Origin of the sequence: Kribbella catacumbae DSM 19601, from assembly GCF_000372465.1 — a bacterium.
GTDB lineage: Bacteria > Actinomycetota > Actinomycetes > Propionibacteriales > Kribbellaceae > Kribbella > Kribbella catacumbae.
In genome coordinates, this window is sequence record NZ_AQUZ01000099.1 from 1 (window position 1) to 13,041 (window position 13,041).

The following is a 13,041-nucleotide window of genomic DNA, read 5'->3' on the forward strand; positions in this document are numbered from 1 at the left end:
GAAGCCTTCGGTGACCTCGACCTCACCTAACCTCCATCCGCTTGCCCAACAATCGAGCATATGTCCTATGTCGCTTAGGGTGGATATGATTCGGGGTATGGAAATCCCGGAGTGTCCGCTGGGTCATCGTGGTTCGGTGGTGCGTGCGGGNTGGTATGGCCGGGCTGGTCAGCGGCGGCAGCGGTGGCTGTGCCGGCCGGACGAGGGCGAGCCGCATCGGTTCGCTGAGGTGCTGCCGCGGATCGTGGCGTCGGCGGCGGAGCATGTGTGTGCTGACTGCGCGACGCAGCTGGAGCCGTGGGAGGGGCAGCCGGCGCCGAGGCTGTACGGGTTCGCCGCGCGGGATGTCGCGCATGCGTTGGCGTTGGTGGCCGGCGGCGCCACGTATCGGGCCACCGCGGCCGCCGTTCGGACGGCTGCGGGCCGGGAGCTGGACACCGTGCCGCGCCGGAACGCGAAGGGCCGCCGTCGGCCGCCTGCGAACTCTCATGCCGGGCTGGTGTCGGACTGGGTCGAGGTGTTCGCGCCGCTGATCTGGGCGGNGTACGCACCGGCGGAGTGGCCGTCGCGGCTGGTGCTGGATTCGGCCGAGTTCCGGCACGGCGCCCCGGGCAAGGCGCGCGGTGAGGCGGCGTTCTCGGTNCTGGCCGCGATGGGCTACGACCCCAGCGGCCGCTCCTTCGTGGCCGCGATCGAGGCGGTCCCCAGCGCNACCCAGGCCGCCTGGCGGGCGTTCCTGCCCAGCGTGGCGGGCCGTCCCAGCTGGGTCGTCACCGACGCCGGCGCCGAGCTTGTCGGTGTCACCGACGTGTGGACCCAGACACCCGAGCGCACCGGTCCACCCGATCCCGACTTCCCCGATGCCGACCCGGCCGAGCTCGCGCCGATCGAGGTGCGGCGCTGTGAATGGCACCTNGCCCGCAACCTCACCGACGCCCTGCCCGACCAGGTCCGCCGCGACCACACCGACCCGATCCACACCCTGATCGCCCGGGCCCAGTCCAGCCTGGCCGGCTGGCAACGACTCGACCACGAGCTCCGCGCCCGCCAGCACGCGACCGGCAACTACGGCCCGATCCTCATCCGGCTCGCCGGCCTCGACGACCTCGTCCGGGCCCAGATCGCCACCCGTGCGGCGGCCGGACCCAACACCACCGGGGCACTGGAGGAGTTCTTCCACCAGCTCGACGAGACCATCGGCGACCGCGCCGCGAAGCTGACCAACAAGGTCCGCACCGACGCCCTGCTGAAGCTCATCGCCGCCCGCCGCAACGGCTGGATCAACCAGACCCGCTGGGCCGAACTGATCCGCGAACACCTCACCCGACACCACGGCCACGCCCCCCAGCAGCGCCAGCACACCGACCCCAAAGGAGCCCCCAGCCTCCGCTCACCATATCCACCCTAAGCGACATAGGGCATATGTTCCCTTAAGCTCATTCGAAGTGTCTCGGCTCTGAGCAGGGTGTCTGCGTTGTGGACGGTGTAGTCGACGCGGGGAGCCGTGTCCCTGCTTCGGCGGAACAGGATGGAACGCCGACCTTGTGTACTGCTACGGGTGAGGATCGCGCTCAGCTGACGCCGACGGCTGCTGAAAGGGACGAGCAGTGGTGACACTTTCTTGTGATGTCGCCGGAAGCGGCACGGTAGTGATGCTGCTCCATTCCCCGGTGTGTGACCGAAGCCTGTCCGAAGAAGACTGTGCAACGCGACACCACACTCGATGCTTTGCCGACCAGGATAGGGAGAATCCGTGCTGACCAGTATCAGTCCTCGAATCGGTCGGCTGTTCGATGAGTACCAGGGCCTCGGGGCGGTGGCGCTCGACAAGTTCTGGCGTGAGGTGGCGGCGAGCGGTGCGCCGTTGATAGAGGAGCCTGACGAGAACAGTGCGCTGGTCACTTTCGTCTGGCGCGGCACAGCCGAGTCGACGAGTGTTACTTGGGGCGTGAACCTTCCGCTGCACCGCTTCGTTGATTCCGATCTTTGGTTCGGCTCAGTGCGGTTGCCCCTGGATCTCCGCACTCTCTACTATTTCTGTCACGACGGGGCCGATGCCCTGCCCGTCGAGGACACCGGTCGCGGCCTGACCCACGTCGATGCTCACAACGCAGAGATCGTTCACTTGCAGCACGATCCTCACGACGAAACCGACTGGGACTGCTGGGCTTCATTGCTCGAGTTGCCTGCTGCCCCGGACGAACTATGGTCTGTCCCGCGGATGGGCGTGCCGCACGGCTCGGTGACCGAAGAGTTCCTGCCGAGCACGGCCCTGAGGGACACTCGTTGCGTTTCGGTGTACCAGCCGCCGGGTGTTCGCACAGACGGGTTGCCGTTGCTCGTGATCTTTGACGGCTACATCGGAAAGACCCTTCTCCGGATCCCGACGACGCTGGACAACCTGATTGCCGCTGGGAAGATCCCACCAGTGGTCGCCTTGTTCGTCCATGGCCGGGATGACCGGCGATCCGACGAGCTCACTCCGACCCAGCCGATCCTCGACTTCGCGACCCGCGAACTGCTGCCGTGGGCACGTCGCCGGTGGCGGGTCAGCGAGGACCCCTCCCAGTGTGTCATCAGCGGCGCGTCTCTCGGCGGGCTGACAGCCGCGTTCATCGGCCTCCGGGCTCCTGATTGCTTCGGCGCAGTCCTCTCGCAATCGGGATGTTTCTGGTGGCCCGCTCCCGACCAGGGACAGCCTGAATTGCTGATTCGCCAGTACGCGGCGGAGCCGCGCAAGCCTCTGCGTCTCTATCTTGACGTCGGTGACCGGGAGACGATGTCTGTATCTGGTCCCGGCTTTGCGGCGACACAGCTCTCGGTCAATCGGAAGATGCGCGACACGCTTCTGGATCAGGGGTACGACGTGAGCTACGCCGAATATCGCGGCGGTCACGACCCCATTAGTTGGCGACGAACAATCGCCGACGGGTTGGTCGCTGTGCTCGGTCGCTGACGGTCGCGCAGTCAGCGTCGCTGGCCTCTCCGCCTTGCCGTGTCATGCCTCCAGTTGTTCGAACTGGGCGCGCGTACCGAGGACTTCTCGGTCTGGGGCTATCGCCATCGCACAGGCCAGCGGTAGCCGACTCAGCATCCCGTGGCCCCACCACCTCGCACACCACGAGGTGAAAGCAGCCGAACTCGACAGCGCCCGCGGCGAGGCCCGAGACGTGCTCGGCGACGAGCGCTACTCCACCTAACACGGCAGAGCCGCAGTCTCGACGCCGAAGGCGCGGCAGCTCTCCTGTAATCAGTTCTCCGCCGAACGACCTCAATGACATCACGCCCCGGCTAGGCCTGGTCAGCGGCCAGAGGGAATCACCAGAGGTTGGATCAGAGGGAAGCCGGGCCGATGGTTGTACACGTCCCAGAACTGCTTTCGTGCCTCGAACGCGGTCAAAGTAGCCGTCACCTGACGTTTCGTCAGCCCTGGGAGCGGCGGCTCGGCCCAGCAATCCGAGCCGCCAACCAAGCCAGCAATCCGCTCACCGTTTCGCGTCGCTAGCCACCAATTGCCGACGTCCCACGAAGCAGAGACGAAGCACAGCCCAGCGCTCATCTACGACGACGCGAGCGTTTCGGCCAGCGATTCGAGGTCGGGAGCGGCGAGGTCGGGCGGCAGGAAAGCCTGCGGGTACGGCGTCTGCCGGCGATCCAGGTAGTAGCCAAGCATCCCGGCCCGCCGAGCACCGTCGATGTCCCACGGGTGCACCGCCACCAGCGCCATCCGATCCACATCTGTCTTGCAGACCTCGGCGGCGTACCGGTAGGCCGTGGCGTGTGGCTTCCAGCGACCGGCCTTCTCGACGTCCAGCCGATGCTCCAGCAGTTGGAGGACTCCAGCCTCGGCGAACATCTGCTCCGACAGCGCCGATGCGCCATTGGTCAAGGTGACCAGGCGGAGCCCGAGTTCCCGCAGCCGCGTCAGCCCGGGCTCGACGTCCGGATGTGCATGCAGTTGGGTGAATCCGGACAACACGCTGCTGATCACAGCATCGGTCGCGTCGAGCCCCGCGCAGGCAAGCATCGAGTGGAGCAGGTCGCTGCCGATCGTGCGGAAGGCGGGGTACGAGTCGGCCGCTGTGAGCGCGAATCCGTCCCGGAGCGTGGCCGCGAACCACGTGTCCAGAGCATGCCCCGGCAGCCCCACGGCCTCGAACCGGGCGCGCAGCGGTTCCATATCGGACAGCGTTTCGTTGACGTCCAGCACAAGCACCTCGGGCCGCTGGTTTGTCACCATCACGCCACACCCCTTATCTTGGATTGGTCGTTCCAAGATAAGGGGTATGACGTGCCGGATGTCAAACACTTCGACGCGGACGAGACGCTGGCTGCGGTCGAGCTGCTGTTCTGGCGTCAGGGGGTGACCGCGACCGGGATCCAGGACATCGTGTCCGCGACCCGGCTGAGCCGGTCGAGCCTCTACAACGCCTTCGGCAGCAAGGAAGAGCTCTACACGGCAGCCCTCGAGCGGTATCTCGATCGGCGCTCCCGGCCTATGTTCGACCGGCTCGCCTCCGACGATCGCGGCCTGCCGGCCATCGCCGACTTCTTCGACCGCCTGATCCGGCTCCGCTGCTCAGGTCGTCATGCTCAGTGGGGTTGCCTGATCTCGAATGCCCACACCGAGCGTCCGGCCGATTCCACCCGACTGCTCCTCGACCAGCACCACGCCGGTCTCCGCGCCGCATTCACCGCGGCTCTGGAAGTTGCCCAAGGCAAGGGCGAGCTCCGCCACGGCCTCGACCAGGCCGGAGCCGCCGAGACGCTCACCCTGCTCGCGTACGGCGTCAACCTCCGCTCGCGGTCAGGAGCCCGACCCGAGGATCTGAAGGCGGGCATCGGAACCTGCCTACAAGCACTCGCCGCGCCGTCAGGAAGGCGCAAGTCGACGTTGTGATCGAACCCGACAGGCCGGTCAGACGGGGGCCGCCTGACCGGCCGAGGTGACTGCGAGCCACAATCCACCGAAGCCCTCGATGTTGTGGCACTTCACCTCGTTCTTGCCCTCGTGAGCGTAGAAGTACAGCGGATGTCCGCCGTACGTGACCTGGGTCATGCCGTCCGTCCGCTTCGTCGTACCAAGGAGGGACTGCTTCACCTCACCGAGTGCCTTCGGTGCACCCTTCGTCAGCACCGGCGGCCAGGCCTCGGCGCAGGCCCCGTAGCACGCCGAGGTCGCCGACTTCTCCTTGCCGAACAGATAGATAGCCTGCCCCGCAATGTCGAACAGAATCACACCGAAATCGCTGGCAGCCGTCTTCACACCAGTCCCAGCAGGCGTCGGCACCGTAGGCTGCTTCCGCGGCGAAGCCGAGCTGACACCCGGCGAAGCCGGAGGTGCCGAAGACACAGACGCCGTGGACGTCGACGCGGCTGGCTGCGAGCCCGCCCCAGGGTCACTTCCACAGCCAACCAGCAGCAATCCGCAGGCAGTGAGTACGACAACCGTGCGCATCACAATCATCTCCAGCCTCAGGCGTTCCAGGATCTGACAGTAGCGCCCAAAGACCGGCCGGACCGGTTCCGTCATCGGTCCGTAAGCCAGCCCACCCCGGCCCCGCCACTTCTGCTCAGCTGAGGTCGCGCCGGTTTGCCCTGATCCAGAGCAGGGTTGCCGACAGTTGAGTCATGATCAGCAGCGCCACGAGCGGACAGGGCTTGGGTGGGTGAACACCGGCAGCAGGAGTCCGCCCCCTCCGAATGCGGAGGGCGGGGCGGCCTGGAGCGATGGCGCAGGCGGGCTCGAATTCCGGGCGGCCCGATCGCTTCGAGAGTGACTGAGGACCTTCGCGGCCCGCCCGCCTCCTATCCATCGAACGCCGCCCCAGCGAAGTTCAGGAACGACCGCTCCGTCGTGGTGCCGTTCTTGCCGGCCCGCAGGTCCGCTGTCGACGACAGGTCCGAGGTGTAGCCGGACTGGACGAATGTGTCGAAACTCGAATACACCGGTGTGTTCGCATACGCCGGGTCCACCGTCACCGGGAACACCCGCGCCGGATCCAAGAACCATGTCGCGTCGGGCGCGATCACCAGTGTCGCCGTGCCCGGCGACACCTGCTCGACCGTGACGTTCACCGTCGCGGTGTTCACCGGCTGGCCGGTGTGTTCGTTCTTGACCGAATCCCACATCTGGCCGACCGGGATCCGCGACCGCACCGTGTTCTTGGCGTCGACGAACTCGATCTTCCCATCGGCGGCCTGCCGCGCCGTCAAACCCTTGGTGCGCAGCGGGATCCGCCATACCGGCGCGGTCGCCGGGCGCTGCTTCACGATGAGGTCAACCTCGAAACCCGAACGGCGCGCATCCAGCGTCAGGTCAACGCCAGGCTGGACCTCGGTATAGGTCGCCGTCGTCTCGTGGAGCGTCGGCTCCGGCAATTTCCATGGTGCGAGTCACTCCACCTGCCGGCCAGCACCGCCCGCCGCAGACGCGAAGACTCCGCCGGTCGCGGCATTGCGCTTGCCCAATTGCAGGCCATGCTGATGACTTCGCGGCGGGAGCCTTGCGACCGGGCGGTCACCGACGCCGAGATCAGATCCGGCCGCGACGACACGGTCGCGGCAGCCGGCCTCGGGTCCGCCGCAGGCGCAGCCTCCCCCGGCTGACGAGCCTCCAACGCTGTCGCCACCAACGCCACCGACACGACGGCAGCCACGATCCGCGGGAACTTCTGCACACGGGCACCCTGCGAACGATCCAAAACGAACATACGACTCCCCACCCAAGTACCAGCCTGGGACAGGCTCAGGTGACAAGGCGGGTCACCGAGGCGGGCTGGCATCGCCTACATCGACAGCACACCCCTCAGCATTACCAAAATTGCAGGAAGCTGCAGAAACCTGCCGGATTCTTGACAGATCCGCACCACCCGGCCGCCGAGCTGGCCGTACCGGGAGCTACGGACCCGGCATCACCGCGGTTGTCTGGATGAGGCGGGCCTGATCTGGCCGACGTTCGTGGCCTGCTCGAGTTGTTCGCGCAGCTGGCCACGCACCGGGCGCTCCACGTGTCTTGTCCGTTGGTCAACCGCCAGTGGTGGCGGCTGCTGGTCTCGGTGTCCATCGGGTCGGGATCTTGTTTCCGCGGTAGCGGTAGGGGACCACCTTGACGCTGGATGCGCCGGTGAACCTGATGCCGGCGGCTCAGGCGCGGGCCCTCAGCATGCGAGCCACCGCTTCGCCCGAGATCGGCACAAGGGTCCATGTTCCGGTTGCGCAGGCTCGTGAACAGCGGCCCCGGTGCGCTGCCGCGTACGGTCCGCCAGCCGGCGAGGGCTGCGCTGGTGCCGACCAATCTGCTGGGTGTGGCCCAGCTCCAGGCTCTCCTCGAGGATGAAGTTGACGAACATGGCCGTGAGGCCAGTGACGTCGAGATGCACGCGCCCGCCCTTCCGCATCCCGGCAGGGCGGGCGAGCCACCGGGATGACGGCAGGGTGGTGACGGGTGGAACGGGCGTCGGTCAGACCAGCTCGGGCACCCTCAGGTGGTGGACCGCGAGCTCGCACTCGATGACGTCCACGAACTCGGTCCCCATCCGCTCGGTCATCTTGGCCCGCTGCTCGGCCGAGAACTCCCGGTTGCCCTCGACGGTGGCCATACTGTCGAAGCTGACCGTGCCGCACAGCATCCCGGCCTCGCGGTTGATGAGCATGCTCGCGCTGCAGAACCCGGTTTGGTTCTCCAGCAGCGGCAACACGTTGGTCTTGAACGCATCTACGGCGGCGTCCAGCTGACCCGCCGGTGGGCGAGCCCACGTCACCCGGGCGCAGGCCCCGGCAGGCGACTCGTGATCCCGGTGCAGGATCGCGATCTCCCACTCCTGGACTTCGTGGCCATCCCCGCCCAGGGTCTCGATCAGGCGCTGTCGGACGGGCTTGAGCTGCTCTTCGCTCGCGCGCATGGCCTCCTCGGACTCCCACGAACTGGCGGCGATGCAGCGGCCGCTCGATCGGTCGACCAGCAGGGACAGGCCCATGCAGCCGTCGATGTCGGTCATCATCGACATCAGCTCGTCGTTGACCAGCGCGATACCGTCGTCGATGCGGTCGGGCTGGGCCATGATGGTGGTGGAACGTGCGTACACGGCCCCCCTCCCTTCAGGAAAGGCGACACCCCAGCGGCGTCGCCGCTACCTCTCACCCTCGACCCGAACCCCGTCCCCAGGCAACCCCCAACCGGACGGACAGCGAGAGGTGACACGCGAACTGCGCCTATCCGGGGTTCCTCACCCTTCAGGACCCAGGATCGCGAACACCGACGAGACCATGTCCTGACCTCTGGGTCAGCGGCCAAGAGGTCGCCTGGTTCGATCGTCCGCAGACCTTCGCCCGCCTTCGCCGTTCTTCGCGCTCGAGCCGCTTCGATGCCGATCTCGACGCAATGTCAGCAGACGTCCTGCTGACATTGAACGCCAGAGCCGGGCCCGTGGTGACCCACGTGGAATGATGTCGACCCGCGCCGAAGGCGGACAGGCAGTACTCGTCGCCGAACAACCTGTCCGCGGTGCGAGTCATGTGTAGAACATGGTCAAGATCTGGGCCGATACACAGCTGGCCGCCGCTTGAAAGCCGGAGAGACAACATTTGTTCCCGAAACTGGGTACAATGGTTGCAATGGCTGATTCAACGCTGGTGCGGCTCGGGTCCATCGCGGAACGCCGGTGGGGCCTGGTTACCACTGCCCAGGCCGAGGACGCCGGTGTCTCCCGCAAGCAACTCTCCCGGATGGCGTCGACTGGTGCGATCGAGCGTGTGGCACAGGGCGTCTACCGCATGGCCGGAGCGCCGCCACAGGATCACGAGGCGATCTACGCAACCTGGCTAGCCCTTGGTGGAGCGACCGCGCCCCGCACCAGAGCGGGTGTCGCATCGATCGTGGCGGCTGGAGTCACGGCGGCGATCGTTCACGACGTCGGTGACTACTTCCTCGACGGCTTCGATTTCATGGTGCCTGCACGCAAGGGCACCCGGCTTCCCGGCGCGCGTCTGCGCATCCGGCGACTGACCCGTGATGAAGTGATCCCCGTCGATGGACTCCCCACCCTGACCGTCGAGCGAACGATCGCGGATCTGGTCGAGCTCGGGACCGACCTGTCCCTGGTCGCCGGCGCCGTCCGTGACGCAGTGCGCGCCGACAAGCTGGTCGCCCCCGACCGGCTCGCGTCCTACCTCGACCCCGTCGCAGCGCGGCGCCGGGGCGACGGCAGATCCATGGCGAACGACCTGTTCGAGTTGGCTGGCGTAAGCCCGGAAGGATGGGACCGTGGCTGAGCACGAGGGCTACGCCAGCTGGCGATCACTGGAGTTGGCGATCAAGGACGCCGCGAAGAAGGCCGCGCAGCAAGCAGGTCCTGGAGTCAGTGCCGCCAGCGTCGACGCCAAGATCCGGCAGGCGCGCTTCGACCGGTTCCTCTCGCGGGTCTTCGCCCAAGGCGAGCAGTCCGAGTGGCTGCTTAAGGGCGGGATGAGCATCCTCGCGCGGGTGCCTCGTTCCCGCACAACCAAGGACGTGGATCTGGCAGCGCAGCAGGCGACCAATCTCACCGAGGCTGAGAGAGCACTGACCGCGCTGGTCGACGTCAACCTCGGCGACCATCTCACGTTCCGGCTCATCCGTTCCACGCCGACCGGCCTCGGCGATAACCAGCCCGGCGTAGCGACGCGGCGCTACGTCTTCGCCTGCATCGATGTCGACTACGACACCCAGATCGACACGGTGGTGGTCGACGTCGTGGTCGGGCCGCCGCCCGTCGGGCGACCCGAGGTGGTCGAGCCGGCCAACCGGCTCCATCTGCGCCGGCCTCTGGTCACTCATCCCTACCGGCTCTACCCGGTCGCGGACCAGATCGCCGACAAGGTCTGCGCAACCATGGGCACCAACTATCCAGGCGGCAAGCGCAGCAGCCGGGTCAAGGATCTGGTCGACCTCGTCCTGCTGGCGCACACCCAGACAGTGGATCTGCATGAGCTACGGATCGCGATCGAAGCCAAACGGAACCTCAGCGACATCGATCCGTTCGGGCACTTCGATATCCCCGCCGACTGGCCGCGGACCTACCCCAAGACCGCCAAAGGCGTACCAGTAGCCGAATCCTTCACCGCCGAGACGGCCGCAGAACTCGTCGCTACCTTCATCGACCCGGCGCTCGGCAAGAACTCGAACACCGCGACCTGGGATCCACAGCGCCTGAGCTGGGCGGCGGCCCGCAACGGCTCCGGATCGGCCGCCGAGATCGAGTGATGCGCGTTTCGCAAAAATCAGAAGACGTCGCTCTGGCCAGCCGGACCTCGCGGCTTCCGTCAAGGAAGCGCGTCGCACGGCCCGATAACCACGTAGTGCCTATCGATGGCCAAGCGACCACGACTCCCTGAGCACACAGGGCCCCGTCCTTGCGAAGGCCGTCTGCAACTCGGAGAGAGTTGATCACGTGATGAAGATCGGTCACCCTTTTACGCACCTCAATCACCGGGTAACGCCGCGCAGCGATGCGATGCAGCGCGCAGGCCCAACCGGGGAACCTGCAGGTCACAGGCATCATCGCGAGCCAACGGCGGTCATTGCTCAGTCTCCGCTGTAAATCAGCGGGTTCGGGGTTCGAGTCCCTGGCGGCGCACCAACACCAAGGCCCAGGCAGACATCGCAATCTGCTCCTGGGCCTTCGTGTTGTCCACGCACCCTTTACGCACCCCTTTGGTGTCCAGCCCGTTCTGGCTGCCCAGACGTGCCCTCCTCCTCCATGACCTGCGTCGAGCACCGACTTCCGACCGGCGATCTTCATGCGATCGTAACTGTGCGTCACCTCACATCGTTTCGCATCGTTCGCGCAACCCCGGATCTTCCACCGGGCCACCCGTTGAGCAACCAACCATCGAACAGGTTGGAGGCTTGAGATGGCCAGACCACCTCTACCCATCGGAACCTGGGGTGACGTCCGAACCCAGGTCATCAAGACAGCCGACGACGGCAACGCGACCAGCCACCGAGCGCAAGCGAAGTTCCGAGATCATGACGGTCAGGTCCGCCTGGTATCAGCATTCGGCAAGACCCCGACCGCAGCCAAGAACAAACTGCTGATCAAGCTCAAGGATCGCGCCAGGACCGGCCAGTCCGGCGACCTGACGGCGATGCACAAGATCAACCACCTCCTCGATCTCTGGGTGGAGAAGTTCAAGGAACAGGTCGCCGATGGCACCCGGTCCCCCACCTCCCTGGACACCTACCAGCGCGCCATCAAGAACCATGTACGCCCCGCCCTCGGCGAACTCCGCATCGGCGAGGCGAACACGCCTCGCATCGACACCGTGATCTGCAGAATCAAGAAGAACGCAGGTCCCCCAACAGCCAAAACCTGCCGAGCCATCATCTCCGGCATGATGCAACTCGCCGTCCGCTACGGCGCCATCTCCGCCAACCCAGTCCGCGAAGTCGAAAGCATCGAACACCCCGCCAAGAAACCCGCCCGCGCCATCCGCACCGACGAGGTCACACTCCTCCGCAAACACCTGAACGCCGACGAAACAGCCGTCCGAGCCGACCTCCCCGACCTAGTCACCTTCATGCTCGGCACCGGCGCCCGCATCGGCGAATCCCTCGCCGTCCTCTGGTCCCAAGTCGACCTCGACACCGCCACCGTCGCCATCACCCACACCATCGCCCGCATCAAGGGCGAAGGCCTCATCCGCAAGCCCGCCAGTCCGACGCCAGCAAACGCCAAGTCGGCCTCCCCAACTGGCTGATCGCAACCCTCCGCACCAGAGCCTCCACCGGCATCCGCCTCGACGACCCCATCTTCACCGACACCACCGGCGGCTACCGCGACCCCAACAACGTCCGCCGCTCCCTACGCAACGCAGGGCTCGGCATAATCCGCGTGAAAGATTACCCCGCCGGCGGGTTTGCGTTGCTCCAACGCCATACCGAGTGCTGCGGTGACAAGCTCGGTCCGCATATGATCCGCAATAGCCCACCCGACAACCTTCCGTGAATAGCCGTCTATCACCGAAGCGATGTACGCCCAGCCGGCCCATGTCCGCACGTACGTAATATCGCCGTACCACAGCATGTCCGGAGCTTCCGGGACGAACTGGCGGCCGACCAGGTCCGGCAGCTCGCTGGGCACCGCCGCCGCGATGGTGGTGCGCCTCCACGGTCGAGGATGCACGCTGACCAGGCCCATCTCACGCATGAGTCGATGTACCCGCTTGTAGGCAACGTGCTCCCCTCCGCGGAGCAACTCGGCGTGGATACGCCGCGCGCCGTACCGCTTCTTGTGAAACTCAAACAGCGCCCCGATCTTCGACTTCAACGCTGAATCGTCACGCTCATGCTGGGACGGGCCACGTTTTTTCCATTGGTAGTAGCCCTGCCGCGTCACATCCAGCATCCGGCACATGTAGTCGATCGGGAATTCCTTCCGGCCAGCCTGGTCCGCGATGAACTCGAACTTCACTTGTTCTCGCTCGCGAACCAGGCCGCCGCTTTTTTCAGGAATGCATTATCCATCTGCAGCTGAGCATTGTCCTTACGAAGCTTCGCCAACTCCGCCCGTTCGGACAACGACAACGACTCGTCCTCCACACCACCCTGCTCTTTCGCCCGATTAACCCAGTTCTTCAGCGTGTTCTCATGAATACCAAGACTCTTCGCAACCTCCACCACAGAACGACCGGAATCAACCACCAAGGCAACCGCCTCGGCCCTATACTCCGGAGTGAACTTCCGCCGACTCGCCATCCCTAATCCTCCTACACACCAGTGAGGTTTTCTCACCGGGTTGGTCGTTGAAGGTGCAGGAGAACGAGGGCGGCGGCGGTGATGGCGCCGATTCGCCAGGGGTCGAGGGTGACTCGTTCGAGTGCTTTCCAGGTGCGTTTCAGCAGGGCGTTGGCGCGTTCGGCGGGTGCGCGGAGCGTGTTGATCATCGCGTTGCGGGCCTGGTTGTCGTCGGCGAGGTTGCGTCCCTTGGTCGGGACGATGATGCCGATGCCGGCGCCTTCGTAGCCCTTGTCGGTCAGGGTGGGCAGTCCGCGGGCGGCGGC

Annotated in this window: 13 protein-coding genes; 6 read left to right on the forward strand and 7 right to left on the reverse strand. The window is 65.9% G+C overall.

Annotated elements, in window-relative coordinates:
• Positions 1-1,753: 1,753 nt before the first annotated feature.
• Positions 1,754-2,956: an alpha/beta hydrolase gene (locus tag A3ES_RS0144430; RefSeq protein ID WP_020393303.1), complete on the forward strand. Its 1,203-nt coding sequence runs from the start codon at positions 1,754-1,756 to the stop codon at positions 2,954-2,956.
• Positions 2,957-3,559: 603 nt separating this feature from the next.
• Here A3ES_RS0144430 and A3ES_RS0144435 read toward each other — a convergent pair.
• The gene (locus tag A3ES_RS0144435) at positions 3,560-4,240 is read right to left on the reverse strand and encodes a haloacid dehalogenase type II (protein WP_020393304.1); all 681 of its coding nucleotides are present in this window, start codon (positions 4,238-4,240) and stop codon (positions 3,560-3,562) included.
• Positions 4,241-4,291: 51 nt separating this feature from the next.
• Here A3ES_RS0144435 and A3ES_RS0144440 point away from each other — a divergent pair, with 51 nt between their 5' ends.
• Positions 4,292-4,900 carry a TetR/AcrR family transcriptional regulator gene (locus tag A3ES_RS0144440; RefSeq protein WP_020393305.1) on the forward strand — a complete coding sequence of 203 codons (609 nt, stop codon included), beginning with the start codon at positions 4,292-4,294 and terminating at the stop codon, positions 4,898-4,900.
• Positions 4,901-4,918: 18 nt separating this feature from the next.
• On the opposite strand, the gene A3ES_RS55840 is transcribed toward A3ES_RS0144440, so the two are convergent.
• Together A3ES_RS55840 and A3ES_RS55845 are read right to left on the reverse strand one after the other, a co-directional pair.
• Positions 4,919-5,290: a COG4315 family predicted lipoprotein gene (locus A3ES_RS55840; RefSeq protein ID WP_237745220.1), complete on the reverse strand. Its 372-nt coding sequence runs from the start codon at positions 5,288-5,290 to the stop codon at positions 4,919-4,921.
• A gap of 518 nt (positions 5,291-5,808) precedes the next feature.
• Positions 5,809-6,381 carry a hypothetical protein gene (locus A3ES_RS55845; protein WP_020393307.1) on the reverse strand — a complete coding sequence of 191 codons (573 nt, stop codon included), beginning with the start codon at positions 6,379-6,381 and terminating at the stop codon, positions 5,809-5,811.
• 105 nt (positions 6,382-6,486) lie between these two features.
• Here A3ES_RS55845 and A3ES_RS56875 point away from each other — a divergent pair, with 105 nt between their 5' ends.
• Positions 6,487-6,609 carry a hypothetical protein gene (locus A3ES_RS56875; protein ID WP_272944669.1) on the forward strand — a complete coding sequence of 41 codons (123 nt, stop codon included), beginning with the start codon at positions 6,487-6,489 and terminating at the stop codon, positions 6,607-6,609.
• Between the two features lie 854 nt (positions 6,610-7,463).
• Here A3ES_RS56875 and A3ES_RS0144465 read toward each other — a convergent pair.
• Entirely contained in the window at positions 7,464-8,087 is a 624-nt protein-coding gene (locus tag A3ES_RS0144465; RefSeq protein ID WP_020393310.1) for an antibiotic biosynthesis monooxygenase, read from the reverse strand.
• A gap of 529 nt (positions 8,088-8,616) precedes the next feature.
• Between A3ES_RS0144465 and A3ES_RS0144470 the strand changes: the two genes are divergently transcribed.
• The 3 genes from A3ES_RS0144470 (at position 8,617) to A3ES_RS50595 (ending at position 11,739) form a co-directional block, all read left to right on the forward strand.
• On the forward strand, positions 8,617-9,273 hold the full coding sequence (locus A3ES_RS0144470) for a type IV toxin-antitoxin system AbiEi family antitoxin domain-containing protein (protein WP_026163792.1): 657 nt from the start codon (positions 8,617-8,619) through the stop codon (positions 9,271-9,273).
• Entirely contained in the window at positions 9,266-10,243 is a 978-nt protein-coding gene (locus tag A3ES_RS0144475) for a nucleotidyl transferase AbiEii/AbiGii toxin family protein (RefSeq protein ID WP_020393312.1), read from the forward strand. Before A3ES_RS0144470 ends, A3ES_RS0144475 begins: the two co-directional genes overlap by 8 nt.
• A gap of 650 nt (positions 10,244-10,893) precedes the next feature.
• A complete protein-coding gene (locus A3ES_RS50595; RefSeq protein WP_051084963.1) occupies positions 10,894-11,739 on the forward strand; it encodes a tyrosine-type recombinase/integrase in 846 nt (281 codons plus the stop codon).
• A 104-nt stretch (positions 11,740-11,843) separates the two neighbouring features.
• Here the strand turns inward: A3ES_RS50595 and A3ES_RS50600 are convergent, their stop codons facing one another.
• From A3ES_RS50600 to A3ES_RS55850, 3 genes are all read right to left on the reverse strand, one after another.
• Entirely contained in the window at positions 11,844-12,452 is a 609-nt protein-coding gene (locus tag A3ES_RS50600; protein ID WP_020393313.1) for an IS3 family transposase, read from the reverse strand.
• Positions 12,449-12,736, reverse strand: a complete 288-nt coding sequence (locus A3ES_RS0144490) for a transposase (RefSeq protein ID WP_020393314.1) — start codon at positions 12,734-12,736, stop codon at positions 12,449-12,451. Before A3ES_RS0144490 ends, A3ES_RS50600 begins: the two co-directional genes overlap by 4 nt.
• Positions 12,737-12,768: 32 nt before the next feature.
• Positions 12,769-13,041: transposase family protein (locus A3ES_RS55850; protein ID WP_020391487.1), on the reverse strand; the 273-nt coding region annotated here is incomplete at its 5' end.